The organism is Syntrophotalea acetylenivorans, assembly GCF_001887775.1.
GTDB lineage: Bacteria > Desulfobacterota > Desulfuromonadia > Desulfuromonadales > Syntrophotaleaceae > Syntrophotalea_A > Syntrophotalea_A acetylenivorans.
Genome location: NZ_CP015519.1, coordinates 3,052,992 through 3,079,809 on the forward strand (window position 1 = coordinate 3,052,992; position 26,818 = coordinate 3,079,809).

Annotated in this window: 24 protein-coding genes; 12 read left to right on the plus strand and 12 right to left on the minus strand. The window is 56.0% G+C overall.

The genetic code is table 11. From position 1 onward, the window contains the following. Window positions 1-7 precede the first annotated feature (7 nt). The 3 genes from thpR to A7E78_RS14010 are packed head-to-tail and all read right to left on the minus strand — an operon-like array spanning window position 8 to window position 2,311. The gene (gene thpR / locus A7E78_RS14000; RefSeq protein ID WP_072284839.1) at window positions 8-586 is read right to left on the minus strand and encodes an RNA 2',3'-cyclic phosphodiesterase; all 579 of its coding nucleotides are present in this window, start codon (window positions 584-586) and stop codon (window positions 8-10) included. A 16-nt stretch (window positions 587-602) separates the two neighbouring features. Continuing rightward, on the minus strand, window positions 603-1,841 hold the full coding sequence (locus A7E78_RS14005) for a competence/damage-inducible protein A (RefSeq protein WP_072284840.1): 1,239 nt from the start codon (window positions 1,839-1,841) through the stop codon (window positions 603-605). Beyond that, window positions 1,838-2,311, minus strand: coding sequence for a phosphatidylglycerophosphatase A family protein (locus A7E78_RS14010; protein WP_072284841.1), 474 nt, complete (start codon window positions 2,309-2,311; stop codon window positions 1,838-1,840). Before A7E78_RS14010 ends, A7E78_RS14005 begins: the two co-directional genes overlap by 4 nt. Before the next feature lie 695 nt (window positions 2,312-3,006). On the opposite strand from A7E78_RS14010, the gene A7E78_RS14020 reads away from it, so the two are divergent. Further along, window positions 3,007-4,968 (plus strand): TonB-dependent receptor plug domain-containing protein, encoded by a 1,962-nt coding sequence (locus A7E78_RS14020; RefSeq protein WP_072284843.1) that lies wholly within the window; start codon window positions 3,007-3,009, stop codon window positions 4,966-4,968. 150 nt (window positions 4,969-5,118) lie between these two features. Here the strand turns inward: A7E78_RS14020 and larC are convergent, their stop codons facing one another. From larC to A7E78_RS14035, 3 genes are all read right to left on the minus strand, one after another. Next, window positions 5,119-6,303: a nickel pincer cofactor biosynthesis protein LarC gene (gene larC / locus A7E78_RS14025; protein ID WP_072284844.1), complete on the minus strand. Its 1,185-nt coding sequence runs from the start codon at window positions 6,301-6,303 to the stop codon at window positions 5,119-5,121. Further along, window positions 6,300-7,058 (minus strand): nickel pincer cofactor biosynthesis protein LarB, encoded by a 759-nt coding sequence (gene larB / locus A7E78_RS14030; protein WP_072284845.1) that lies wholly within the window; start codon window positions 7,056-7,058, stop codon window positions 6,300-6,302. The genes larC and larB overlap by 4 nt, the downstream gene beginning before the upstream one ends. 210 nt (window positions 7,059-7,268) lie before the next feature. Beyond that, window positions 7,269-8,363 carry an AAA family ATPase gene (locus tag A7E78_RS14035; RefSeq protein WP_072284846.1) on the minus strand — a complete coding sequence of 365 codons (1,095 nt, stop codon included), beginning with the start codon at window positions 8,361-8,363 and terminating at the stop codon, window positions 7,269-7,271. Window positions 8,364-8,679: 316 nt separating this feature from the next. Here A7E78_RS14035 and A7E78_RS14040 point away from each other — a divergent pair, with 316 nt between their 5' ends. From A7E78_RS14040 to A7E78_RS14085, 10 genes are all read left to right on the plus strand, one after another. Next, window positions 8,680-10,038 carry an ABC transporter ATP-binding protein gene (locus A7E78_RS14040; protein WP_072284847.1) on the plus strand — a complete coding sequence of 453 codons (1,359 nt, stop codon included), beginning with the start codon at window positions 8,680-8,682 and terminating at the stop codon, window positions 10,036-10,038. Further along, complete coding sequence (locus tag A7E78_RS14045; protein ID WP_072284848.1) at window positions 10,025-10,717, plus strand: energy-coupling factor transporter transmembrane component T family protein; 693 nt, start codon at window positions 10,025-10,027, stop codon at window positions 10,715-10,717. Before A7E78_RS14040 ends, A7E78_RS14045 begins: the two co-directional genes overlap by 14 nt. 57 nt (window positions 10,718-10,774) lie before the next feature. Then, the gene (locus A7E78_RS14050) at window positions 10,775-11,326 is read left to right on the plus strand and encodes a hypothetical protein (protein WP_072284849.1); all 552 of its coding nucleotides are present in this window, start codon (window positions 10,775-10,777) and stop codon (window positions 11,324-11,326) included. A 36-nt stretch (window positions 11,327-11,362) separates the two neighbouring features. Next, complete coding sequence (locus A7E78_RS14055) at window positions 11,363-12,103, plus strand: hypothetical protein (protein WP_072284850.1); 741 nt, start codon at window positions 11,363-11,365, stop codon at window positions 12,101-12,103. Between the two features lie 312 nt (window positions 12,104-12,415). Beyond that, entirely contained in the window at window positions 12,416-12,619 is a 204-nt protein-coding gene (locus A7E78_RS14060) for a hypothetical protein (RefSeq protein ID WP_072284851.1), read from the plus strand. A 28-nt stretch (window positions 12,620-12,647) separates the two neighbouring features. Next, window positions 12,648-13,475, plus strand: coding sequence for a hypothetical protein (locus A7E78_RS14065; protein ID WP_072284852.1), 828 nt, complete (start codon window positions 12,648-12,650; stop codon window positions 13,473-13,475). A 178-nt stretch (window positions 13,476-13,653) separates the two neighbouring features. After that, window positions 13,654-14,349: a MotA/TolQ/ExbB proton channel family protein gene (locus A7E78_RS14070; RefSeq protein ID WP_072284853.1), complete on the plus strand. Its 696-nt coding sequence runs from the start codon at window positions 13,654-13,656 to the stop codon at window positions 14,347-14,349. Continuing rightward, complete coding sequence (locus A7E78_RS14075) at window positions 14,349-14,744, plus strand: ExbD/TolR family protein (RefSeq protein WP_072284854.1); 396 nt, start codon at window positions 14,349-14,351, stop codon at window positions 14,742-14,744. The genes A7E78_RS14070 and A7E78_RS14075 overlap by 1 nt, the downstream gene beginning before the upstream one ends. Window positions 14,745-14,747: 3 nt before the next feature. Further along, entirely contained in the window at window positions 14,748-15,449 is a 702-nt protein-coding gene (locus A7E78_RS14080) for an energy transducer TonB (protein ID WP_072284855.1), read from the plus strand. Between the two features lie 214 nt (window positions 15,450-15,663). Then, window positions 15,664-16,014: a hypothetical protein gene (locus A7E78_RS14085; protein WP_072284856.1), complete on the plus strand. Its 351-nt coding sequence runs from the start codon at window positions 15,664-15,666 to the stop codon at window positions 16,012-16,014. Window positions 16,015-16,102: 88 nt separating this feature from the next. Here the strand turns inward: A7E78_RS14085 and A7E78_RS14090 are convergent, their stop codons facing one another. From A7E78_RS14090 to A7E78_RS14105, 4 genes are all read right to left on the minus strand, one after another. Then, on the minus strand, window positions 16,103-19,171 hold the full coding sequence (locus A7E78_RS14090; protein ID WP_072284857.1) for an efflux RND transporter permease subunit: 3,069 nt from the start codon (window positions 19,169-19,171) through the stop codon (window positions 16,103-16,105). Window positions 19,172-19,233: 62 nt separating this feature from the next. Further along, window positions 19,234-20,352, minus strand: coding sequence for an efflux RND transporter periplasmic adaptor subunit (locus A7E78_RS14095; protein ID WP_072284858.1), 1,119 nt, complete (start codon window positions 20,350-20,352; stop codon window positions 19,234-19,236). A gap of 296 nt (window positions 20,353-20,648) precedes the next feature. Next, window positions 20,649-21,230, minus strand: a complete 582-nt coding sequence (locus A7E78_RS14100) for an HD domain-containing protein (protein ID WP_072284859.1) — start codon at window positions 21,228-21,230, stop codon at window positions 20,649-20,651. Then, window positions 21,223-23,217: a monovalent cation:proton antiporter family protein gene (locus tag A7E78_RS14105; RefSeq protein ID WP_072284860.1), complete on the minus strand. Its 1,995-nt coding sequence runs from the start codon at window positions 23,215-23,217 to the stop codon at window positions 21,223-21,225. The genes A7E78_RS14100 and A7E78_RS14105 overlap by 8 nt, the downstream gene beginning before the upstream one ends. Window positions 23,218-23,539: 322 nt before the next feature. On the opposite strand from A7E78_RS14105, the gene A7E78_RS15795 reads away from it, so the two are divergent. Next, window positions 23,540-23,773 (plus strand): (2Fe-2S)-binding protein, encoded by a 234-nt coding sequence (locus A7E78_RS15795; protein WP_072284861.1) that lies wholly within the window; start codon window positions 23,540-23,542, stop codon window positions 23,771-23,773. A gap of 176 nt (window positions 23,774-23,949) precedes the next feature. On the opposite strand, the gene thiC is transcribed toward A7E78_RS15795, so the two are convergent. After that, window positions 23,950-25,236: a phosphomethylpyrimidine synthase ThiC gene (gene thiC / locus A7E78_RS14115; protein ID WP_072284862.1), complete on the minus strand. Its 1,287-nt coding sequence runs from the start codon at window positions 25,234-25,236 to the stop codon at window positions 23,950-23,952. Between the two features lie 74 nt (window positions 25,237-25,310). Next, the gene (thiD, locus tag A7E78_RS14120) at window positions 25,311-26,765 is read right to left on the minus strand and encodes a bifunctional hydroxymethylpyrimidine kinase/phosphomethylpyrimidine kinase (protein WP_072284863.1); all 1,455 of its coding nucleotides are present in this window, start codon (window positions 26,763-26,765) and stop codon (window positions 25,311-25,313) included. Window positions 26,766-26,818 lie beyond the last annotated feature (53 nt).

Genomic DNA, 26,818 nt, shown 5'->3' on the forward strand with positions numbered 1-26,818 from the left:
GGTCGTTTTAAGGTTGTACTCCGGTCAGCGACACCCTGTGTCGTGGCAGGTGCAAAGCCCCTCGGGGGCCGAGTCGGCTTTCATAGAGAACCAGTTGGTCGAGTTGTGCACTGCCGCAGTCACGATCGCTAAACGATTCGAGTATCCGGCCGGCTCCGGGATGGGACTTCCGGCTGCGGCCAAGGGTCAGATGGGGCACAAAGGGCCGATCGTCAACTGGCAGCTGCAGAGTGCGTAACTCCGTTGCCAGGGCTTCATGTATTTGGGTCAAGGTGCGGCCGCCGTCAATGCCCAGCCAGACCACCCGTGGTCTGCTACGGGAAGGAAATGCGCCGACTCCTGAAAAAGTCGCTGTGACGGGCGGCTGCAAATCACCTATCGATAGCATAGAACTACCGAGTCTTTCAAGGGAATCTTCTGCAATATCGCCGAGAAAGGCCAGGGTCAGATGGATGGTTTCCGGCTTCACCCAGCGCACTCCCGGTAGATCCTTCGCCAACTCCTGTTGCAGTTTGCCGATGATCCGCAGGGAAGCTTCGGGCAGTGGCATGGCGACAAAGGCGCGCACTTTAGTCAGAGCCGGCATTCAGTTGTCCTGTTATTCACAGTCGGGAGTTCAGATAACGGCGGACCCATTCCAAAGCCATGCAGCTGGCCATACGGCGAATTCGATCCCTCTCGCCGCTGAAGCGGTAGCCTTTAACCTGTTCGTTTTGTCCGTCGCTGAGGGCAAGGAATACCGTGCCTACCGGTTTTTCAGGGGAGCCTCCATCGGGGCCGGCAATACCAGTGATGGCCAATCCCAGGTCACTGCCGGCCGTGGAGCGGATGCCTCGGGCCATAGCCAGTGCACAGGCTTCACTGACCGCGCCGGGGTTTTGCAGAATCTCGGGCGGTACCTGCAACCAGTCATGTTTGGCAGTATTGGAGTAGGTCACGGCGCCCCGTTCGAAAAAGGCCGAGGCGCCGGGTAATTCGGTGAGCATTCCGGCGACTATTCCGCCGGTGCACGATTCGGCCAGGGCAATGGTCAGGCCGGCATCGGTGAGCATGCGACCGACGTTGCCGGCCAGAGTCTCCTGGCCGTTGGCAAATACATAGGGTTCCAGCAGCTGGCGGGTTTGAACTTCGGCTCGGTCGAGGAGTGGTTCTGCCGACTCGCCGCTGGCCCGGAGTTTGACATGGACGAAGGGGAAATCGACACCGAAGGCCAGGGCAACGCCGGTGGGCAAGGTCTGCCCATCGAACAATTCTTCGACCCTTGGCTCCGAAAGGCCAAAGACCTTAAGTATACGTTCCTGCAGGGGGGCGGTTCCACCGCTGCGTTGTTGTATGCGCGGGAGTACCTGTTGTTCGAGCATGTCAACCATTTCTTTGGGCACTCCCGGCAAAAAGAACAGATCGCAGTTCTGTTGGTGCAGGGTGAAGCCGGGGGCGGTGCCCAGGCGATTGCCGAGGATGGTCGATTTTAATGGAAGCAGGGCCTGCTTTTCGTTGCGCGGGTTCATCTCCATATTGCGCTTGGCAAAAAAGGCCCGAATCTGAGCCAACGCTTCATCGTTGAGAACCAGACGCCGACCGAAGGCCTTGGCAGCGATCCGTGCGGTGAGGTCGTCTTCGGTAGGGCCGAGGCCACCGGTGACGATGACCACTTCCCGTTTGCCGGCCAGGTCGCACAGGGCGCTTTCGATTTCCTCCTCAACATCACCCACAACCCGGGATTCCCCCACGGTATAGCCGTGAGCGCCGAGAATGCCGGCGATGCGCGAGGTGTTGGTGTCGGCCATCTCGCCATTGATCAGTTCATCGCCGGTGGCAAGTACGGCAATATTGAGACTCATGCTCGACCCTCCAGAAAAAATGTCCATAGGAAGAGACCCAGGCGCAAGGACAGGGCCCCGTAGATTCCAGCAATTACATCATCCAGGACAACCCCGTAGCCGTTTTTCAGGCGTCGATCGAACCAGGACGCCGGGGGTGGTTTGGTGATGTCGAAGATACGGAAGAGAATGAAACCGAGGATCGCATTGGTCCAGGAAAAAGGCAGAAACGCCACCGTGAATAGATAACCGACCAGTTCATCAATAACGATGCGGCCGTCATCAACTACGCCGTAAATATGACCGGCGGCTCCGGCGGCCCAGAAAGATAAGCAGAGTAAGGCTCCCAAAGTAAGGATGTAGAGAGGCACGGGCAGAGAGGCCAGCAAGTAAAAAGCCGGAATGCCGGCCAGGGTGCCAACGGTTCCGGGGGCCACGGGGCTGTAGCCGAGGCCGGCATTGCTCGCCAGGCCAAGAACGAAGCGGCGCATGGTTGCTCCTTAGTGTCTAAAAATGAGGGGTAGCTGAGGGCTAACAAGATAGCAATTCGGCTGGCAAAATCAAAGAGGAAATATGGTGGCGAGGAGGGGGAGCGAAAGGGGCTGGCGGGAAGCCTAAAAGACTTCCCACCAGGAGAATTGTGAAAGATTAGGAGTGCATTGCCGGGCCGATGGGCCAGACCGGATAAAAGAAGGGGGGGCGCCGGTTTTCTTTTTGCCGATATCGGCCATGAAATTCTGAATATCAGGCGACAGCATGAAGTCGGCAAGGGCTTTCGCTCCGGTACGGTTGACCTGCGGATGGCGGTCCGGGCCGTAGGATTTCGTAGAGATCTGCAGGCTTGGGATGAAGCCAGAACGGGTCACTTGGCGAAGACTATGGCGTTCGGACAGTCAGGGGCAAGTTAATTTTTGTAAAGCCGAGTTTCCTGGGCAATGCGAACTAGCAGGGGCTTAATTTCACGAAACAAGATCGGAAGATCCAAGAGCGAAAGGCTTTCCGTGGGGATTAATTCGTTATGTAAGTTTGTTGACAGCGGTGAATGGGTTCGTTATAGTCGCGCGATTATAGCGCTAATTAAAAGTAGAATTTGTTGTGAAATGTATTTTGGTCTCGGAAGGCTCTATACAAGGTTTGCGACCCATGGAGTCCCCAATAACGATGAAAGATGAAAACAGGAGGAACTATGAGAACTGGTTGGTTTGCGGCATTGACCGCACTGGCTCTGCTAGCGACGCCTTTGGCGACCGGCACGGCTCTGGCTGCCGACGACGGTGTCTATCGTCTCGGCGAAGTTGTTGTTTCCGGTGAACAAGAGGGGGTCGAGGCCATCGGCACCACCCACAAGGTAACTGCCAAGGAAATCGAAACACGCGGCGTACGCACCCTCGACGAAGCCATCGACATGCTGCCCGGTGTGCAAGTCCGTACGGCTGCAGACGGTGCTCCGCGTATCGACATGCGCGGGTTCCGCACCCGTCACGTCAAGCTGTTGCTCAACGGTACACCCTTCAACGGCACCAACGACGGTCAGTTCGACCCTTCGTTGATTTCGGTGGAGAATATCGCCGAGATCACAGTCACCACCGGTGGCGGTTCCGAACTCTACGGTTCGGGTGGTAACGCCGGGATTATCAATATTGTCACCAAGAAGGGCACCAAAGGTGCTAACGGTTCCATGGGTGTTGAACTGTCCGAGGTCGATGCCACCTTGTTGCGGGCCACCAGCTCCTACGGTACGGAAAAATACGATGTCTTTGTCAGTGGCAGCTACTACGAGCGTGATGCCTATAGGATGTCAAACCATTACGGCGAAGAACTAAATGAAGATGGCGACGAGCGGGAAAACAGCGACCGTGATCGTAAAAACTTCTTTGCCAACTTCGGTTATCAACCGACCGACGCTACGCTGCTAGGGATGACCTTCAGCTATCTCAAAGGAGAGCGGGGTAAGCCGCCTATTACTCTTGAGGGTTACAATAGTAAGAAGGGGACGGGTGATGTTTTTGCCAAAACGATAAAATATCAACGGCAGGAAGACGAAGAATTCAACGTTCAGTTGGCCGCCAGCCACAACTTTGCCGGGCCTCTTAGTGTCAAGGGTTGGGCTTATTTTAATCGTCTTGATGTAGATGAGGAAGAGTTTGAAGATGACACTTATTCGACACTCAAAAACGGAAAAAGTGTTTATTCCGAAACGGAAATCTCCGGTGCTAACCTGCAGTTGTCTTATGATACGCAGAATTCCGGTCGGGCGACTCTGGGTCTGATGGTGGAAAACGACGACTATGAAAGCGAAGGAGATGATGGAGTAGAGATAGACAACGGAGATTTTCAGCTTTACTCGGCAAGCCTCGAATACGAAGTTTCCCCGATGGACAAACTCGGTGTGGTTCTCGGTGCGGGTGCTCACTTGCAGGATCGTGAAAGCGATAATGAAGAAGACTTTTCCTATCTTGTCGGTCTGACTTACGACCTGTCCGAGGGAACCCGACTCAAGGCCTCTCACGCTCGCAAGGTGCGTTTCCCGACTATTCGTGACCTTTATGACACGGATGATGGCAAGGTGAACGAAGACCTAAAAGCGGAGACCACTTGGCATTACGAAGCTGGTATCGAGCAGGTTCTGCCGGCCAAGACCCTGTTGTCGGTAACCGGTTTCTATATCGATATCGAAGATTACATCGAGAAAGTCAATGATGTAAGGCAAAATTTCGATGAGTACGAATTCTACGGTGTGGAAGTCGGGGCGGAGAATCGTTACTTTGACCGGCTGTTCTTGCGTGTCAGCTATACCTACATGAGCACCGAGGATAAGTCGGACGATACCGAACGGGATGAGCTGCAGAATCGGCCCGAGCACAAGGTCACCCTTGAATCGACCTGTAGTCTGCCTTGGGGTCTTACCGCTTATGCAGGTGCTCAATACATGACCGACAACTATTATTACAGCGTTGACGGTAACGAAGAGCAGGACAAATTGTCGGATATCTTCCTGGTCGACTTCAAGCTCAATAAGGCGGCTGCCAACGGCGCTATCGATCTCTATGTCGGAGTCGACAACGTTTTCGACGAAGATTACGAGCAGAGCTACGGTTTCCCCTTGGCCGGCCGTACTTTTTATGGTGGCGCGACCTGGAAGTTCTAATCGAACGAAGTTGGTTTAGCTAACAATTGCGGCCGGATCCCATTGAGGAGTCCGGCCGTTTTTTATGGTGCTTGGTACTTTTCGCAACTTGTGTGAAGGAATACAGGGGCAAAGAATTCAAAAGATGATTTCTCTCGCAGAGATGCTTTTTCAGGGTCGGTTTTTTTTCGCAGCGTCGATTCCTCGTTCCACCAACCGATACACTTCCGGCAACGGCAGGCCGCAATCGATTGCCAGTTGGCGACAACTTTCATATTCCGGCACCGAGCGCAGTAGCACGTCTCCCTCATAGAAATGCTTGACCTGCGCTTTCCCGAGATTGGTGGTTACAGTACCCGGTTCGCTGTGCAGTTTGTAGCGGCTAGACTCCCGCCAGCGTACTCCTCCGGCGCTGCTTTCCCGCATTATGATTCGTGCCAGTTGTTCGGATAAATGGGGCGGGGCGATAACGGTCAAAGCTAAGCCTGGTCGATTCTTCTTCATCTGCAAGGCATTGTAACCGACATCAAAAGCTCCGGCTGTCAACAGGCTGTCCATCAGGGCGCCGAGCCATTCAGGGTTGGCGTCGTCTAGATGGGTTTCAAGGATCGCCACACGGTCCCGGTCGAGGGTTTCTTCTGCCCCTGTTTCACCGAGCAGGCCCCGCAGCAGGTTTGGTCGATCCCTCAGTTCCCGTTCCCCGGCTCCATAACCGGTTTTTCCCAGGATCATGGATGGCAGGGTGCCGAAGGTAGCGATTTCAGCGGCGATAGCCGCACCGGTAGGGGTGACCAGTTCGACTCCGGCAAAATCGTGGACTATCGGCAGGCCGTTAAGGATCTCCAGGGTAGCCGGGGCCGGCAGGGGAAAGCTGCCGTGGGCGCAGCGCACCGTGCCCCGGGTCATCGGCAGGGGGGTGCAGGCGACCTGCGGATTTCCCAGCAGATGCAAGCCGATGGCGGCACCGACAATATCGACGATGGAATCGAGCGCACCAACCTCGTGAAAATGGACCGTTTCCAGAGCAACGCCATGAATCCGGGCTTCCGCTTCACCGATGCGCCGAAAGATGCGCCGCGCCAGTTCTTTAACCGGAGAGGCCAGATCGCTGTCCATCAGCATGCGGTCGATGCCGCTCCAGGTGCGGTGATGGTGTTGCTCTTTGCAGTGCACGGTCAGTTTGCTGCCGGTAATGGCCTGGCGCTGAACGGTCTTCAGTTCCAGGCGGTAGCCGTCAACGGGTAGTTTCTGCAATTCAGCTTCGAGATCTGCCAGAGATAGTCCCAGATCGAGCAGCAGACCGAGAAACATGTCGCCGGAGATGCCGGAGAAGGTGTCGAGAAACAGGGTTTTCATGATGAATTCCGTCGGTTGATGCGGGCGGCGGCGCAAGCGGCACCGAAACCGTTGTCAATGTTGACCACCGTGACCCCGCTGGCGCAGGAATTGAGCATGCCGAGCAGTGCAGCGATGCCGCCGAAGCTGGCTCCGTATCCGACCGAGGTCGGCACTGCGATGACCGGGGACGCCACCAGGCCGCCGATCACCGAAGGCAGAGCGCCTTCCATGCCGGCTACCACGATGACTACTGCTGCGCTGCGAAGCAGGTCCAGTCGATCGAAGAGGCGGTGAATCCCGGCGACTCCGACATCAACCAGTTCTTCCACCTCGTTGCCAAGCATACGCGCTGTCTCGGCTGCTTCCCGGGCCACGGGCAGGTCCGAGGTGCCGGCACAGACCACCAGGATCTTGCCAAGGCCGGTGATTTCAATCGGGTTCTGTATCAGGGAAAAAGTTCGAGCCTCGCTGTCATAAACACCTTGGGGATATTCAGCCAACAGTTGTGCGGCCTTATCCTCGTCGAGGCGGGTGATCAGCACGTTGCTGTCACGGCGCAGCATGGCCGCGACAATAGTAATCATTTGAATCGCAGTTTTGCTGGCCCCGAGAATCGTTTCCGGAGCGCCCTGACGCAGTTGCCGATGATGATCGAGGCAGGCAATGTCGAGGTCTTCGTAGGGTAGGGTGGCGAGTCGTTCCAGGGCCTGGTCGACGGAAACCTGGCCGTCGCTCAAGCTTTCCAGTAATTTTTTCAGGTTGTCGGGATTCAAGGGATCTCCAAAAAATTAACAGGCAAAATCACAATCTCTATCTCACGCTCGTTCGTTTGGCTCACTCAAGACGCAAAGCCGAAACGAAAAATCTGGAAAGAAGGTTTTGATTGTCCTGGCGTCTTTGCGGTTTTGCGTGAGAAACGTTTGTCGGTTTTTTTGGCCTTTAAAGATGCTAGCTCGCTTCGCCTCAGCGGCTTGTTGAAAATTTCAGAACAGATCATCAATGGCGTCGAAGTCCAGCTCGGTTTCTGCCAGCGATTGCAGCAAGACGATCTTTTCCTGGTCCTCGGCATCTATTTTGGCCAGGTCATTGGCGATGGTGGAAAAAACTTCCCCGCTGCTGTAGCTCTCGGCACGCATATAGGGGATCTGGCTGCGGTCGAGAATTTGCTGGGTAACTTTGGAGATGGGAAACAGGCCGGGGATCACCAATCCGGCAATTTTGCTTCGGTATTCGGGAATGTTGTACAAAGCCGCCAGGGTTACCAGGAGTTCGTTGCGGGTGCTAGTGACGATCAGTAAAGAAGATTCTTCCAGGAGGTCGTGAACCCGTTGGGTGGAGGCAGCACCGAGCTGCGTATGGTGAACGATACGCGGTCCGGCACTCTGCTCGCCCTTGAGAGGGACGCCGAGCAGTTTGGCTATGTGGTTGAGGGTCGGATTCGCCAGCACCGGCGAGAAGTCGAAGCCGGGTACGACCTTGAAAGGTTCTCCGCTGAAGGCTTGCTGCAGGTAGGCCATGGTTTCCTGCCTTTTTTTCGACAGCAACTTGTTGATCAACATCATCCGTAAGTCGGCCTTTTCCTGGAGGAGCAGGGCCATGTTGAGGTGGACATTGTCAATCACGCGACCGATGCCGGCATCAGTCACCATCAGGATCGGTGCGTCGAGTAAACGCGCTATACGGGCATTGTTCAGACCGACCACCGACCCGACGCCACTATGACCGGCCCCCTCGATAATCAACAGGTCGCAGCGTTGCTCCAGTTCCCGGGCTGCTTGCAGGATTTGTACTTCGAGATCGCCGGGCGAGATCTTTTTATCGAGGATCTGGCGAGTGGAGTTGGGCTGTAAAACCACCGGCGACATATAATCAAGGTCTTCTTCCAGGTCGTAGATTCTGGCCAGCAAAGCGGCATCCTGGTCGACCCACCGGCCGTTAAATAAGGTCGGTTTCGGACCCAGTGGTTTCATAAACCCGACCCGGCGATACTTTTTGCGGGCCATATGCAACAGGGCGATGCTGGTGGTGGTTTTGCCACATTGCTGTCCGGTAGCGGCAATAAAGATTTTTTTGCACACGGCGTTGCCTTCCGAGCATGAAAGTTCAGTTAATAGTTTGGCACTATTATATAGGCAAGCTCTGTCATTTCAAAGACTTGTTAGCCAGCCGTATGAAATGAATGGTTTTTGGCCTGTAGCAGGGAAATCAAAGAATTGGTTCGGAAGCATTTTAATCCGACTTCGGGGTTGGGGTAAATGTTTGACTCAGCAATAGAAATTCGTTATATTCCACCGGGTATAGCGAGGTGTTGTTGTGCCGTACTTTGTTTGGTCGTCATCAATAAGTATGCGGGCGACTTTGATGTTTGCCGTTGAGAGCGGATAAAATCGGACGATGGGCGTAATTTTACGATTGAAGAAGTTTTCCTTCACCTATCCGGAGGTGGAGGCGCCCGTTTTGCAGGACCTTAACCTGGAGGTCGAAGCCGGCCGTTGTTACTGTCTGACCGGGCCGACGGGTTCGGGAAAGACGACTTTGGCTCTGGCCCTCAAAGGGTTGTTAACTGCCGGACGGTACGAGGGCGAAATCGAGGTGCCTTCGGTAACTGAGTCGACCGACATGAATGTCGGCATGGTACTGCAAGACCCGGAGGTTCAACTACTGACGAGCACGGTGGGTGCGGAGGTGGCCTTCGGTCTGGAAAACCTTTGTGTCGAACCTGCCGAGATGCCGGAGCGGGTTTCCGCTGCCGTACAGGCCGTCGGACTCGATAAACCGCTGGATTATCCGGTGGATAAGCTTTCCATGGGGCAGAAGTATCGCTTGCTCATTGCGGCATTACTGGTTATGAAGCCTCGGTTACTTATTCTAGATGAGCCCGGCGCCCAGCTCGACCCGGAAGGTCTGGAGCTTCTTCGTAAGTGCCTGCGTCGCCTCAAGCAGGACGGAGTCGCTGTTATTTTATGCGAACACCGTCCTGATTCGTTGCTGAGCGAAATCGATACCTTCTGGCAGCTTGATGGCAGCGGCAGTTTCGCCGAAGGACGCTACCGAGGGGAGGCGCTCGCTCCCTTGGCCCCTTCATCATCGGTCGCTGGAGAAGAGACGGTGCTGCAGGTTCAGGATCTTTCCTTTGTCGGGGTCGGTGATCAGCCGGTCTGGTCGCAGGTCTCCTTTCGTGCCGAAAAAGGCCAGCGTTATGCCCTTACCGGTCTGAATGGCACCGGCAAGACGACCTTGCTGCGCTGCCTGGCCGGCTTCCTCAGTCCGCACCAGGGAGAGGTACAGATTCTCGGCGGTGCTCCCGATGCCAACCGTTTGCGTGGCAGGCTAGGATGCCTGTTTCAGAATCCGCAGAAGCAGATCTTTGAAAATACCGTCGGCGATGAGGTGGCTTTTCCTCTGAAGCGCTTGGGGGTTAACAAGGGGACCGTCGAAGAGCGGGTCGAAGAAACCCTGGCAGCCTGCGGAATCAGCCATCTCATCGATCAGTCGCCCCACAAACTCAGCTACGGTCAGAAGCATCTGGTGGCGTTGGCTTCGGTGCTGGCTCCACGCCCTGACTTGTTGTTTCTCGATGATCCTTTGGCCGGGCTGGATGATGGTCACAGCAGTAAGGTGATGGAGTTGCTGGTGCATTACAATAGGCAACACGGCACGACCATGCTCTGGACCTTCCACGATCCGGAGGCCTGGGAGGGGTGGGCTGATCAGGTGCTGCACCTTGAAGGAGGCCGTCTTGTTGTCAGTTAAACTCTTTTCACCTAGAAAGGTCAGTTTGCCGTCGGCGTCCCTCGAGGGTCCTGCCCCGGCCGGTGATGCCAAGTGGGTTGGTCTACGAATGCTTCTGGCCCTGACCCTCTCCTGCCTGGCCTTTGCCGCCCGCACCATTCCCTTTCTGCTGGTGTTGACTACCGTCAACCTGGCTTTGCTCTGGTACTTGGGCAATGGCCAGATATCCCTGCGCCGAGAACTTAAAGCTTTCGTTTGGCAGACCCTGGTTATCCTGGCGCTCTATCTGATCCGGTTTCAGAACCTGACCGGCCTCTGGGGAGGCTTCCAGATTTCCTGGCAGCTGTTTTTGGCTCTGTTGCCGAGCATGACCTTCGTGCGCAGCACCTCTCAAACGCGCATCGTTCAGGCCCTGAATCGGGTCATGCCCTGCCGCACGGCTTTTGTGCTCAGTACCTGCCTCAAGTTTGCTCCCCATTTGTTGGCTGAGATACGCAGTATCTACGAAGGGCAGGTTTTGCGCGGTGCGCGCATCTTGCCCAGAGACCTGGCGAAACCCTGGCACTGGATCGATCTGTTGCATTGCGTGGTGGTCCCGGCGGTGGTGCAAAGCATGGCTTTGGCCGGAAATATCGCTTTAGCGGCGAGAGCCCGCGATTTTGGCAGTCAGCCCAAGCGCACCTGTTGGCCCGGGCTATAAGTGATTCTGATAAGTAGATCTAAACGAGCCGCTGTTGCTCAGGAGAAAATCTCAATTATGAATCCAGTTGTTGAACCAGCCGGCGGTCTGTTTCGTCTGTCCCTTAAGGATGCGCTTTTTATCGGCTTCTGTGCCGTTTTTGCGGTATTGGCCAGAATGATGCTGCGGCTGCATCTGCATATTTCCGGTCATGCCATGCTGGTGACCGCCTTCTTTTTGTTATTGGCCCGGGGCAGCGTCCGCTACCGGTTCGCCGCCAGTTTTGCCGGTCTACTGGCCGGCAGCGCTTCGATTTTTCTCGGGTTCGCCAAGAGCGGCCCCTTCATGCTGGTCAAGTATCTGGCGGTAGCCCTGGTCATCGATCTGGCCGGCCTGCTGATGCCGAATCTGTTTCGTAACTATTTCTGGTGTGCTCTGGTTGGTGGAAGTGCCGGCGCAACCAAGTTTTTTACCGCCTATAGTGTGAATTTTTTAGCCGGCATGGACCGTACGGTTAATTTTCAGGCGTCGCTGCTGGAAGCGGCTGGCGCGATCTTGTTCGGGGTACTCGGTGGTCTGTTGGTCCCCGTAGTTCTTCGCCGTTTGCATGCCTACGGCGTCATATCGTAAGGAACGGCACCTGGATGCCGTCAACAAGGTGACACAATGAATGTATTGATCTGTATCGACGACACGGATAATCTCGAATCCCGCGGCACCGGTGAATTGGCCACCATTATGGCTGAAGAAATCGAACGCCGCTCCTGGGGGCGCTGCGACTTCGTTACCCGCCATCAATTGTTGGTCCATCCCGACGTGCCCTATACCTCCCATAATAGCTCCATGTGTTTTTCCGCAGATATCGATCCGACTATTCTCGATTCATTGATCACCTATGCCGGCGACTTTCTTCAGCAGGAGAGCGCCGAAGGCTCCGATCCGGGCTTGTGCGTGTCGGTGATGGAGCAATTGAACCAGCCCGAGGCTGTCATCGCTTTTGGTCATTCCGCCAAAAAGGAGGTGTTGACCAAACAGGCCGCTTATGACATGGCCGCCCAGCTCGGCGTACATCTTTCCGAGCATGGCGGCACCGGCCAAGGAGTGGTTGGGGCATTGGCCGGTATCGGTCTGCGCCTGAGTGGCAACGACGGCCGGATGAAGGGTTGGCTGAAAATCCATACTGAGAATGGCTTGGCCACGGTTGCTGACATCATGGCACAGACCTCTCTGGGCGGTGTGCGCACGATGGACGGCAAATTGTTGTCAGAAACAGAAATAGTTGAAGTGGAGAACAAACCGAAGGCTGTTCTGCTCGATGGCAAGATCTACATGATGGTTTCGCCGCATGCCGATGAAGGTCGGGCTCGTTGGCGGACTACTCCGCGCAGTCAACTGAAAAAGTTTTGATGGCGTCGCAAAAAGTCCGCCCTGCGGCGTTACGGCGTTTTTTCAGGACCTCGACATACTAAATGTATGCCTTCGACCCTGAAAAACACCAGGCCTTGCAGGACGAAATTTTTGCTTAGCCATCCTATGTGTAGTTAACGGTGATGGCGTCGCAAAAAGTCCGCTTTGAGGCGTTACGGCGTATTTTCAGGACTTCGACATACTGGATGTATGCCTTCGCCCCTGAAAAACACCAGGTCTTGCAGGACGAAGCTTTTGGTTAGCCACCCTACGAGCTTTTGCGAGTACATCAAGTTTTGAAAGGAGTTTCCTATGTGGTTGAAGGATACCCAGGGTAAGAAGGCGTTTCGTCACGGTCATGAAGCTTTTAGCCTGGCCAGCGAGGCGGCTGCGGAATGTGGTGATTTTCGTCCGGATGTCGAGGAAGAGTGGGTGGCGGATGAAGAGCGCTCCTGCTACAACTGCCGGTTGCGGCGCTGGACCGCCGAATCCTTTGTCTGTCTATTGCCGGCCTGATCCGGAACCTGACGAAAGGGCGGAACCCATGCGTTTTGTTGGAATCTTTGTTTTTTCTTTCTTGTTGTTGGCCCCTGGTCTTTCCTTGTCTGCCGAGTGGGTTCAAGAAAGCCCCGGACAAAAAGCTTATTACAACGGGCGGGGCCAGCTGGAAAAGCTGGAGATTGATGCGGACAAAGACGGACGTTTTGAAGCGGAAGAACGTTATCGCAACCAGCGTCGTGTCGAACGTCGCGAAGATCTCGATGGCGACGGCAAGTGGGAGCGTAAATATCTCTGGCATAAGGACGGTTCGGCCGAGTTGCGCGAACAGGGTCGAAAGGGGAAGCTGCAAAGGACCTTTTACGGTGTTGACGGCGCCGTGGAGCGGATCGAGAAGGATAGCGACGGGGATGGCACCTTTGAATCGAGGTGGGACTATAGTTCCGGGGTGCTGCAGTGGGTGAAAAAGCCGCGCGGGATCTGGCATTACAATAAAAAAGGAAAGTTACGCAAGGCTGAGCTGGATGAAGACCGCAACGGACGTATCGAGCGGATTGAGTATTATCAGGGTGTAAATCGTTTGGCGAAAGTCGAGGAACTGACCGCCAACGGTAAGGTGCGCTGCACTTGGCATTACGACGCCAATGGCAAGCCCCAACGGTCCGAAGAGGATACGGACGGTGATGGTCGTCTCGATTGTCAGCGACAATTCCATGCCAACGGTACCATGGAGCAGACCATCGATGCCGACGAGAACGGTGTGCCGGAGGTTCGAGAGTTGTTCAATGCTACGGGTAATTTGATCAGCCGCGAAGAAGATCTCGATGGTGACGGTGTTTTCGATCTGCGTACCGGAAGAGTCTCTAAACAGTGATTTAGGTAGTGCCGTACTAAAACACATCTCGTTACACTGCTGAATTTTTTCTGTGTTTCAAGCTGTTACAGGGATCTGATGCTCCTGAATGTTATGTCTTGCAGATGGAAATGGGTACTTATTTTCTCTGTAAATTGATATTGCGAAAGCTCAACTTTTTTTTAGGGAGAAGCGATCAATGGAAAGTCTCGTTGCTTTTTTGAGCAAAGCCGGTCCTATTGGCATTGCCATTGTCGGCTCATCGGTAATTGCGCTGTTTATCATTATCGAACGCTGCTGGGCCTTTCGCCAATTGCGACTCAAGGATGCCCGGGTTTTGCACCGGTTGCGTAAGCGGGTTACCGAAGGATCCTATACCGAAGCCATGGCCTTACTGCGGGAGGAATCTCATCCTTTGGCCATCGCCATGACGCCGATACTAACCCGCCTCGCCGGGTCACAACGGACCACGCGCGCCGCTCTGGAAAAATCTATTGCCCACGTCGCAGCCCGTGAAATTCGCCAGATGGAGCGATTTTTACCCACCCTGTTTTTGATCTCCAGCGTAACACCGCTGCTCGGTCTATTCGGTACCGTTACCGGCATGATCAAGGCCTTTCAGGCCATTCAACATCTCGGCGGCAAGGTCAATGCCTCGGTTCTGGCCGGCGGTATCTGGGAAGCCATGTTGACAACCGCTCTTGGTCTCGGGGTTGCGATTCCGGCCATGGTGGCCCACAACTATCTACAGGGCAAGGTGCATGTGGTGGTAGCCGACATCAAGGAAGAGTCGGGAGTATTGCTCGACGAGCTGGAAGAGGCCGGTTGCCTGAATTCGACGAACAAGCCCGCTTCGGTTCATGAGAGACACGCCGCTCAACGGGAGAATGGCTGATGGATATCCCGGTACGGACCAAAAGCACCGGGCTTAACCTGACTCCGCTTATCGACATCGTCTTTTTGTTGCTGGTGTTTTTTCTTTTGACCACCCAGTTTATCGAAGAAGACGGTATCGGAGTCAAACTGCCCAGTTCCAACTCTGTCACCACCCGCGATCGAGATGAGGTAGCCATAGCCATTACCAAAAAAGGGGATCTCTTTGTCAAGGGGCAACGATTGCCCCTCGCCAGCCTGACCGCTAAGTTGGAACAAGTTCTTGGCGCCGATACAACGGTTGTCGTGCGAGGAGACCGTGAAGTGGCCCTGCAGACCTTGGTCTCGGTGATGGAAAAGGCCAAAGAAGCCGGGGCCGCCCGGCTGGTGGTCGCAACTCTTCAAGAGGGTAACTGAGGTATGGTAGCCAGGCAACGATGGGCCTTGGGAGGCTCTCTGCTCATACATGCGGCTCTGGTGTTGCTTCTTGGTGCCAGTCTGATGACTCCCCAGCGAATCGTTAATCGTATCGAAATCGATCTTGAAGGAGTGGCCGCTCCCAACCGGGCACTCGGTGTGCAGACCCCGAACCCTTCGCAGATTCCCCATCAGCCTACCACCGCAGCTGTGCCGGTTCAGACTACGGTACCCATGCACCTGCAGATGCCGCAGGTGGTACCGCCGCGTCCAGCGACCAGTTTCGATGCCGACGCCTCTCTGGTCGCCCCGGCGGCTCCAGCACTGCCCGGCAGCCCTGCGGTTGCCTTACAACGACCGGTTGGAGGTACTGCGGGCGGGGGAAGTGGAAAGCATGATACTGGACGCGGCTCTGCTCTTGATGGGTATCGCAACAGGGTTCGTATGCATATCGATCGGGCCAAACGATATCCGAAGATTGCCCAGCAACGGCGTATCGAAGGGATGGCTGTCGTTTCCTTTCGGCTTAGTTCCGCCGGTAAAGTCATTGCTGGCCCAGACCTGGTCAAGGGGTCCGGCTACGGTCTGATCGACAGAGCTTCTCTGCGAGCGGTCACCCGGGGGGCTCCCTATCCTAAATATCCCGGGCCTGCAGATCCCGCCGGTCATGCTTTTGAAGTGCCGGTGCGCTTTTATCTGCGGTAAGACCTAGCGCCGAAATTCCTTCTACAACCCTCTTCTCCTCAAATTTTTACCCCTTGGTACGGCACCCATACTCCCCCAGGTTTGACCTGGCTGTCAGCCAGAGGGTACAATAAAACATGACCAATTAAGTCCTTGTTTTTCAGATGAGGTACCTCCTCGGGGTATATCCGGCAAGGGGGATCATAGTTCGAAGAACATGGGGGAAGGAGTTGACGTGAGGCAGATTGTAGAAATAACCCCGGTAACACTGAGAAGAATACGCAATTATGGTCAGGTTGCCGAGAATAAGACGAAAATGGCCCACAAGAAGCAGTGGATGTCCATGACTCTGGAAAACATGCAGGAATATCAGGAAACTCTGAAACATTCCGATAATGCCAGTGCCGTGGTGGGCTATGCCAGCTTCCTGTTCCGGGTGCAAAACGGTATGACGCCTCCGCGAATCCTCTATGGCGAGCAGTTGTTAAGAAATACTCTGGTCCATCTTTTGAAAGAATTGCACATTCCGATTGTGCTGGTCGATGTGGTCGAGGAAGAACACGAGACTATTGTTGCTCCTGGATGAGGTTATGTAGGGGTTGCTTGGCGTTGAATTAAGCAGCCAGGCAGGAAAACAAAGGCCGCCGCGACGAACCAATCGCGGCGGCCTTTTTCTATCCTCTCTCTTTGTCGTGGTCGCGAGCCACCAACATATAGATCGAGGGAACGACGAACAGGGTAAAAAGGCTGCCGATAAACATGCCCCCGACCAGCACCAGACCGATGGAATTTCTAGCGGCGGCGCCGGCACCACTGACCAGGGTCAGAGGGAAATGACCGGCGATAGTCGCGGCGCTGGTCATGAGGATCGGCCGCAGGCGGATGATCGATGCCTGACGGATAGCCTCGAGTTTGGGTAAGCCGATTAATTGTTGTTGATTGGCGAATTCGACGATGAGAATACCGTTTTTGGCCACCAGTCCAACCAGGGTGACCAGTCCGACCTGGGAATATATATTCAGGGTCGTAGTCCAGCCGGAAGTCCAGAAGCCAACGTTCGGATCGGGAATTTTCAAAAAGGTAAAGAGCAAGGCGCCGAACATGCCCAGAGGTACGGAACCGGCGAGAATAACAAAAGGATCCCGAAAGCTGTTGAACTGGGCCGACAGTACCAGGAAAATCAGGGCGACTGCCAGTGCGAAAGCGGGCAGAAAACGACCGCTCTCCGTACGCAACTGGCGGGATTCTCCGGTGTAATCGATGGTGTAACCGGCGGGCAGAATTTTGGTCGCTTCGTCTTCGAGAAATTTCAGGGCTTCATCCAGGGGGCGCATGGAAATACCGCTCAACTTGACGGCGTTAAGCTGTTGCAGGCGATTCAAAGAGCGGGGTACGGTGCTGTTGCGAATAGTGGCGATGGTGCTCAGGGGAATCAATTGTCCGGCGGGGCCGGTGACGTGAATGTTCTGTAGCTGTTCGGGCGTCAGTCGGTCGGTTCGCTGAATCTGCGGAATGACTTTATAGCTACGGCCAGCGATGTCGAAACGGTTGACATAATCGCCACCGACCATGGCTGCCAGGTCGCCACCGACTTGTTTAAGGTCGAGTCCAAGCATGGCAACCTTATCGCGATCGATAATGAATTCACTCTGGGGTTGGTCGATCTTGACGTCAATAATCGGCGGGAAAAGGAACATGCCGCTTTGCATGGCTTTGAACTGCAGTTGCTGGGCGAATTGCAGGATCTGCTCGGTGTCGGCTGTTGAGGCGAGGACGAATTCAACGGGGAAATCGCCGCCACCGGGAAGGGCCGGTGGAGTGACCGGGAACATTCGGATGCCGGGAATGCCGCTCAGTTTCTGCTGGACCTCCGGCAAGATTTGAAAAACGGTGCGCTCGCGTTGTTCCCAGGGCTTGGTCACCAGGCCGCCAAAACCGGAGGTTGCCGAGGTAAGCTGGAAGGTGAAATCGGTCTCGGGAATGCCAAGGAAAATATCGTTGGCCGCCGCGGCATAGAGACTGGTCTGGTCCAGGGAGGCATCGGCCGAGGCTTCAAGAATACCGAAAATAACCCCTTGGTCTTCGCTCGGCGCCAGTTCCACCGGGGACATGAGGTAAAGGGGTACCGCCAGCAGGGTGATAACGACCCAGACCAGATAGACAGCCGGCCGCCAACGGAGGGTATAGTCGAGCAGACGACCGTAGCCTTTGCTGGCCCGGTTAAAGAGACGGACGCTGGTGGCGGCCAGGCCATGGTCCTCGATGTCCGGTTTGAGCAGATAAGCCGACATCATTGGCGACAGGGTCAAGGCGACTACGGTAGAAATGATCACGGCCCCCGCCAGAGTGAAGACGAATTCCTGGAAAAGAGCCCCGGTCAAGCCACCCTGCAGCCCTATTGGGGCGTAGACGGCAGCCAGAACAATGGTGGTGGCAATCACCGGCCCGATCAGTTCCCGGGCGCCCTGTATCGCTGCATCCAAAGGTCTGAGCCCCTTGCGTAAGAGGCGTTCGACGTTTTCCACCATGACAATAGCGTCGTCGACAACCAATCCTACGGAAAGGACGATGGCCAACAGGGTCAGCAGGTTGACGGTAAAGCCGAAGACCTGCATGAGAAAAACCGCCCCGATCAGCGAGAGGGGGATGGCCACCACCGGAACCAGCACCGACCGCAGGGAGCCGAGAAATAGAAAGATCACCACCACCACGATAAGCAGGGTTTCGATCAGGGTCTTGATGACCTCGTTGATGGCGTCCTGAATATATTCAGTGGCGTCGTAGGCGACCCGTGCCGAGATACCCTGGGGCAAATCCCGTTGAATGGCCTCCATTTCCTGGCGAATGCGTTGAATGACGTCGAGGGCATTGGCGTTAGGCAAGGACCAGATACCCATAAAAACGGCCGTCTGGCCGGAAAATCGCACTTCCTGGGTATAGTTTTCAGCTCCCAACACGATATCGGCGATGTCCTCCAGGCGCACAAAAGCACCATCCTGTTGCCGGATCACCAGTTGCTTGAACTCCTGGACAGTCTGAAGATTGGTGTTGGCGGTAAGGTTGATCTGAATCAGGGCGCCTTTGGTTTGGCCGAGGGCCGCCAAATAGTTGTTGCTTGCCAGCGCTTGGCGAACTTGTGCCGGGCTGACGTTGAAAGCGGCCATTCTCTCAGGCTTCAGCCAGACGCGCATGGCAAAAGTGCGGGCCCCGAGGATGTCGGCGCGTTGCACGCCTTCTACCGCGGCCAGGCGGGGTTGGACCACCCGCGTCAGGTAATCGGTAATTTCATTCTGCAGCAACACATCGGAAGAGAAGCTCAGGTAGGCCGAGGCGAAAGCGCTGTCTGCCGATTCGATGTTGATAACCGGCACTTCGGCTTCCGGCGGCAGGTCGTTGCGTACCTGGTCAACCTTGGAGCTGATTTCCGCCAACGCCCTGGTCGAGTCGTAGTTGAGCTTGAGGCGGACTTTGATGGTAGAAAGACCCAGAGTGCTCTGCGACTCGATATAGTCGATACCGTCGGCGGCGGCGATGGCTCGTTCCAGGGGAGTCGTAACGAAACCGCGCACCAGGTCGGCGCTGGCACCGACATAGACGGTTGTCACCGTAACTGCGGCGTTTTCGCTGCGGGGATACTGGCGGACATTCAGAGAGCGGATCGCCTGCAGACCTGCGATGGTGATCAGCAGACTGACCACCAGGGCCAATACCGGGCGACGTATAAAAAGATCGGTAAAGTGCATGACAGCAACGGTTCCGTTTTATAGGTTAAGTGATTCAGGCATTACTTCCTGATGCGCCGCCATCAGTTGTTCTCGGGCGTCGGGGCAATGTCGAATTTTGGCGCCAGGGTATTGTCGATGATCACCTGCTGGCCGTTGCGCAGCTTGAAGACGCCGCTGCTGGCCAACTTTTGCCCCGGTTCCAGCCCGGACTGCACCGCCACAAAATCGCCACGTTTCTCGCCCAGCCGTACAAATTGCTGTCGCAATACCAAACCGGCTTTACCGTCTGCTTCTTCGATGAGAAACACCGAATCGCTATAGGGTGCATAGAGTACGGCTGTGGCCGGGATAACCAGGACTTGTTTTTGGGCCGGCAGCACGACTTTTGCCTCGACAAACATTCCGGGTCGCAAAATATCATCCGGGTTTTTCAGGGTTGCCTGAAGGCGAATGTTGCGGGTGTCGCTATCGACTTCGGGGCTGATTGTGGTGAGGCGACCCTCGACGCTTTTGTTGGGAAAGGCGTCGCTGGTGACGCGCACGGTTAAACCGGTGCGCAGTTTGGACAGGGTTTGCTGAGGCAGGGAGAAATTAAGATAAATAGGGTCGAGGGTCTGCAGTGAAACAATGTCCTGCCCCGATTGCAGCTGTTGGCCCAGGTCGACCTGTCGGATGCCGAGCCGACCGCTGAAAGGAGCGCGAATAGCCTTTTTGGCAATCGTGGCCTGAATGTCGTCGGCTTCGGCGATAGCCTGGCGAAGTTTGGTAACTGCATTGTCGTATTCTGCCTGGGAGACAACTTTTTCTGCCAGCAGTTTGTCGGCCCGCTGCAGGTTGATCTTGGCCAGATCAGACGCGGCCTTGGCTCCGGGCAGCAAAGCGCGCTCCGAAGAACTGTCCTGTTCCAGCAACAGAGTGCCTTCGCTGACCATGGCACCGGATTGAAAGTGAATGCGTGTCACCCTGCCGGGCAGTTCGGCGGCCACGGTCATGCCCTGTACCGCCTTTAATGAGCCGACGGCAGGCAGCAGGGTTTCCCAGTCAGTATTGATGACCTCAGTGCTGGTGACGGTTTCAGGCGGAGGACGAAACTCGGCGCCCTGATCGATCATTTTGCGGATCTGCAGAAACTTAACGCCGGCGAGGGCGCCTATCAGTAGTAGCAAGCCGAGGATGGTTACAATGATGCGCTTGGTCATTTTCAGGTATCCTGTCAAAAGTGGCCGTTGCTGGTGGGACGGGGAGGTGCAAAGTATTATGCGGCGGATGAGGCGGATGCAGCCACCGGTGCTTTATATGAGAAAACCAAGATTAAGATGATGGCGGGGGTGCTGTCAATGCGCAAACAATCAGGGACGATAAATGGTTTAGAAAATACTGGCTAGGGCTATGAGAATTTGGAGGCAGGCATCTATGATATCGTCGCAAAAGTCCACCCCGCGATTTCCTATGCCGGTCCGGGGTGGATTCTTTTGTGCGGGCAATTGCCGGCATGCTAGAGTTCTTCCCGCTGTCCGGTCAGATCCAGCCATAGTTCCAGATAGAGATCGTAGGCGTCCATTTTATCCAGGTGTCCAAGGGAACCCAGGGAGTCGGCTCGCAATAGGGAGAGGAGCAACGGAAAGTCTCTGTGGGTAATAAAATTAATATGTCTTTTGCTCGCCTGATTGGGGCTGGTCAATTGCCAGGCTAGATGGAAAGTGTGGTGGCGTACTGCCCAGGCAATTCGTCGGCACCGACCTTCGGGCATGCCCAGGCGTTCTAAAAGCTCGGCCGCGAGTTTGGCCCCCGCCCGGTCATGGCCACGGGAGTGGATTCCTGCCTCGTGCAGTTCGGTGGAAAGGGGTTTGCCGATGTCGTGCAGAAGAGCCGCCCACAGCAGGTCGGGGTCGCAATCGTTTGGGCAGGCCTCTATAGTCAGTCGGGTATGGGTGGCGACGTCTCCCTCGGCGTGAAAGCGAGGCGACTGGGGGGTGTCGGCCATAGGTTCCAGCTCTGGAAGAATGGTAACCAGTTCTTCCCACCAGCCTGCCGGCCGTTCGGCCAAGAGTTTTTCGATTGCAGCGTAGTCATTCACAGGTCTTCTCCCAAGAGCAGATGCCATGCAGCAGTTGGCGGACCCGCTGAATCTCCTCGTCGTTGCCGAGCAGAATAAGGGTGTCCCCCTGCTCCAATTGAAAGTCTGGCGATACGTTGTAGAGAGTCCTTTCGCGGCGCAATACTCCCAGGACCATGGCCCCGGTGCGGCTGCGAAAGGCCATCTCGGCCAGAGTCCGGCCGAGGCAAGGGGAATCGCCAGGTACCGCCTGGTACTCCACTTGTCCACCTTCGAGGACCGAGAGTGTTGGTGCCTCGGTGGATGCTCCTTGCCGGGGGGAGCGCAATTGGCTGTAGTGGGCGCGTCGCAACTGGGTCAGGTGCTGCAGAATTCGTCCTTCAGCGATGCCGAAGCGTCGCAACAGGTAGCTTGACAGTTGTAAGCTGGCTTCCAGTTCGTCGGGGATCACCTCGTCAGCGCCCAGATCTCGCAGATAATCCAGCTCGGCCCGGTAGCGGGTGCGGGCTAAAATGTAGAGGTCGGGGTTGAGTTCGCGACCGGCGCGGATGGCTCGGCTCAGGGCTCCGGGATCGTTGACGGCCAGCACCAGGGCCCTAGCTCGTTTGATTCCCAGTTCTTCGAGTACCGGCGGCGCGGTGGCATCGCCGTAGACGATGAATTCTCCATCCCGACGGCCGTTTCTTACAGACTCGCTGTTCAGTTCGATAAAAAGATGGGGAATCTGCATCTCGTGCAATATTCCACCGACGTTGCGCCCTGACAGGCCGTAACCGACGATAATCACGTGCCCCTCAAGGTTGGCGGTACGTTCCAGGGTTTCGGCCTCCATCTTGCCGCCTTTATGCCCCAGCAGGTTAGCGATTGTTGCCGCCAGAGCCGGTGCGCGAGGCACTAACAGAGGGGTGACGACCATCGACATAGCGATTACCGACAGGGCCAGTTGGTAGGGTTGGGGATCTACCAGGCCCAGGCTGGAAGCCTGCTTGAGCAGTACGAAGGAGAACTCACCAACCTGAAACAGGATGAGGCCGGCGGCCAGAGAAACCCGAAGCGGGCAGCGGGCGAACAGGGCGGCAACACCGGCGGTGCCGATCTTGAGCAAGGAGAGAACCAGCAGAAAACCGAGGACCAGATGCCAGGAGTGAGCCAGCATTCGAACGTCGACCAACATGCCCATGGAAACGAAGAATATCGCCAGAAAGGTATCGCGAAAGGGCAGAATGTCGGCCATTGCCTGATGGGAATAGTCCGACTCAGCCAGGAACAATCCGGCCAGAAATGCGCCCAGGGCCAGGGAAAATCCGGCCAGAGAGGTAACCCAGGCGGTGCCGAGCACCAGGGTTAGCAGGGTCAGTCGAAACAGTTCCGGAGAACTGGTTCGCAGTACCCCCCGCAGCAGCGGTTTGAGCAGGTAGCGGACAAACAGGGAAAGTCCCCCCATGAGGCCGATGGCATTAACGATTGCAAGCCAGGAGAATTGTCCGGCTCCCTCGCTCAAGAAGGGCAACAGTACCAGAAAGAATACCACGCATAGATCCTGAACCAGCAGTATCGCCAGAGACACCCGGCCATGGATGGTGTCCATCTCCCCCTGTTCGATCAGCAGCTTGAGAACGATGGCTGTGGAGGAGAGGGCCAGAGCCATACCCAGAGCCCAGGCGGCCCCGTTGCTCAGCCCCAGGAAGCGGCAGGCGGCCCAGATCAACGGAATGCTGAGTGCCACCTGAGCGGTGCCGCCGATCAGCATCAGTCGTCGCAGTCGCAGGATTCGGGCAAAAGGAAATTCAAGGCCGATGGTGAACAGCAGCAGGATAACCCCGATCTCAGCCAATACTTCGACTTCATGGAGCCCTTTTATCAGATGAAATCCGTAAGGACCGACCAGCATACCGGTGGCCAGGTAGCCGATGATCGGCGACTGTTTGAGGCGGCTGAACAGCCAGGCATTGGCCAGAGCCAGGGCCAGCAGAATCAGCATGTCTTGAAGGAAAACAAGTTCCGTCATGGGTAGGCCTTATAGGGCAAAGAAGTTAAAAGGGTCGGATGGTGTGCGAATGGCTATGTAAGAACTATAGCAGAGCCCAAACTTTCGGGAAACTTAATGTCACCCTGTTGTAAAGGTTGTTGGTCCGGGTTTGGTCACCGAACTTAATCGTGTAGTGCGGTCGGAGCTTTCTCATGTTTCAGGAAAAATTGGAACCACCCCTCGTGTGAGGTTGACTATCGGCCTTTACAACGAGATGATATATCGAAAGAGAGTGGTTGTTTATTGGCGCCGGTTCCCGCTCAGGGCATAAAGGAGTTGTCATGGATAGGCGGAAAACGAAATGACGGATAAACTAATTTGTCACTGTATCGGGGTTACTGAGGACAAAATTGTTCAGGCCATTCGAGAGGGCTCTCATACCCTTAAATCGATTCGGGAATCGACCAAGGCATGTACCGGGAACCGGTGCAAAGAGCTGAACCCCAAAGGGCGATGCTGTTCCGATGATATCATTGCGATCATTAGGCGGGAAATCGGAAATGATAAGGACACGAATTTCTGTGGCAAAAAGTAATTGCAAGTCTGAAACGAAGCCAACAACAAAACCTTGCACGATTAAATCATGCTGAAGGGGATTTTAGTTTTCCCAAGGAATTTATGAGGCCCCTATAAAATCGCCCCTGAACTTTTTATAGGTTCAAGGGCGATTTGAATTTTCTTTGATCTATCTTCCTGCCGTATTCCTCAGCTCTATTTCTTTCTTTCGTCCATCACCTTATAGGCACAGAACTCGCCGCACATGGTGCAGGCGCCGTGTTCCTCGTCGACCCCCGATTCGCCCCGTCTCTTTCGGGCAAGTTCCGGGTCTATGGCCAGGCAGTATTGGGTTTCCCAGTCGAGGGCCTTGCGCGCTTTGCTCATGGCGATATCTTTTTCCATGGCTCCGGGCAGGCCTTTGACGATGTCGGCGGCGTGGGCGGCGACGCGGGTGGCCATCACACCTTCGTGCACATCTTTGACGTTGGGCAGACAGAGGTGCTCGCTGGGGGTGACGTAGCAAAGGAAGTCGGCCCCGGCGCTGGCGGCAATGGCGCCACCGATGGCACAGGTGATGTGATCGTAACCGGGGGCGATATCGGTGACCAGCGGGCCGAGTACGTAGAAGGGCGCGCCGTGGCAGAGCCGTTTTTGCAGCTGGATGTTGGCCTCGATCTGGTTAAGGGGCACGTGACCGGGGCCTTCGATCATGACCTGGATGCCGGCGTCCCAGGCGCGCTGGGTGAGCTCACCAAGGATGATCAGTTCGTGGATCTGTGCCCGGTCGGTGGCGTCGGCCAGACATCCGGGACGGAAACCATCGCCGAGGGACAGGGTGGCGTCGTAGGGCTTAACCAGTTCCAGCAGGCGGTCGTAGTGTTCGAAAAGGGGGTTTTCAGCATCGTTGTGGGCCATCCAGGCTACGGTGAAAGAACCGCCTCTGGAGACTACCTCCATGATCCGGCCTTCGTTGTCCATACGCTCGACGGTGGCGCGGGTTACGCCGCAGTGCACGGTGATGAAATCGACGCCGTCATCGAGATGTTTCTTGATGCCGTCAAAGATTTCATCGACGCTCATATCGACAATGGCCTTGCCTTTTTTTACCACCGTGTCGCAGGCGGCCTGATAGAGGGGCACACTGCCGATGCAGGCCTGGGTCTCGGCGATGATGGCGTGGCGGATTTCATCAATGGGTCCGCCGGTGGACAGGTCCATGATGGCGTCGGCCCCGGCAGCTACCGCGACTCGGGCTTTTTCCAGTTCCTTGTCGATGCTGGTGTCGTCCTTGCTGGTACCGATATTGGCATTGACCCGGGTTGGCAGGCCCTTGCCCACGGCCAGCGGCAGGCCGTTGGTGTGCCTGTTGTTATGGCAGACGATGGCCGTGCCTTCGGCGATCCGTTGGCGCAGGATTTCCGCATCGATACCGGCAGCCTCGGCAGCCTGTTGCATTTTATCGGAGACGATGCCCTGGCGGGCGAGTTCGAGCTGGGTCATTAGTCTACCTTTCAGATCTCTTACATGTAAGTTTTTGCGAACGCTTCATAAATCTCAGGGTTGATAAAGAGGATTCATTGCTCAGTTCGATCAATTGTTCTCATCAGCTTTTGCGCTGCGGCAAAGTGATTGACCGGCCCGTGGCCGGCACCGAGATCGGGGGCGGTGCGGATCGCCTCGGTGATAAATTCTTTGGCCAGGGTGACCGCCTGCGGCAGAGGGTGACCGCTTGCCAGCAGGGCGGCGATGGCGGCTGAACTTGTGCAGCCGGTGCCGTGGGTATTGCGACAGTCGATGCGTTTAGCCGGCAGACGGTACAGGGTCTCACCGTCCAGCAGCAGATCGATGGCTTCCCCCTCGAGATGGCCGCCTTTGAGCAGCACGTTGCGCGCCCCGAGCTGCTGCAGCCGTCGCCCGGCCTTTTCCATGTCTGCTTCGTTATACACCGGCAGGCCGGTTAGCTCGGCGGCTTCCGGCAGATTGGGGGTGAGCAGATAGGTTTGGGGCAGCAACTGGTTGCGGCAGGCTTCGACGGCTTCCTGTCTAAGGAGCGGGGCGCCGCCCTTGGCGATCATTACCGGATCGACCATTGCCAGTAGACCGTGCTGTTTTAGGCGGTCGGCGACCAGGCGAACGATGCCGGCGTCGAGGAGCATACCGGTTTTAATCACCTCCGGGGCGAGATCGTCCAACACCGCTGCCAACTGTTCGTCGACAAAGTCGACAGGCACCGGGTGAATGCCCCGTACCCCGCAGGTGTTCTGGGCGGTCAGGGCGGTGATGACGCTCATGCCGTAGCTGCCCAGCAGGGTGATGGTTTTCAGGTCGGCCTGGATGCCGGCCCCGCCGCCGCTGTCGGAACCGGCCACGGTCAGCACCCGGCCATGGGGGACAGGTTGACGTCGGTTGAACTGCAGGGCGATTTCACGGGCCGCAAGGGCCGGCGCGGGGTCGGCCATAACGGCTGATATCAGGGCGATAGAATCAGCACCGGCTTCGATTACTTCGCCGACCCGATCGCGGTTGATGCCTCCGATAGCTACCAGAGGTACGTCGATGGCTTGGCGAATGGCACGCAAGGTATCGAGGCCGATATGCACCGCATCGCTTTTGCTTCCGGTCGGATAGATGCTGCCGACAGCCACGTAGTCGGCCCCGGCTTCTTGTGAAGCGACCGCCTGCTCAACGGTACGGTTCGAGGTGCCGATAATTTTATCCGGACCGAGTAAAGTGCGGGCCGCAGCGACAGCCATATCCTGCTGGCCGAGGTGCACGCCGTCGGCCTGACAGTCCATGGCCAGATGCGGATCGTCATTGATAATGAACAGGGCTCCGGCCTGTCGGCACAGGTCGGCCAGTTGTTTGGCCTCGCTTTGTATTTCGGCGGCAGAGCGGTCCTTGGCCCGGTACTGAACGATGGCCGTCCCACCTTGCAGGGCCGCGCGTACCTTGGTGAAGAGCTGTTCACCTCGCGCGCCATCGGTAATGAGATAAAGGCCGGTCAGTTTGTCTGTTTTACTGTCATTCATGGCCAGAAGTCTTTCGGTCCTTGCCGTTGGGCAAAATAAAAACGCCACGGTCG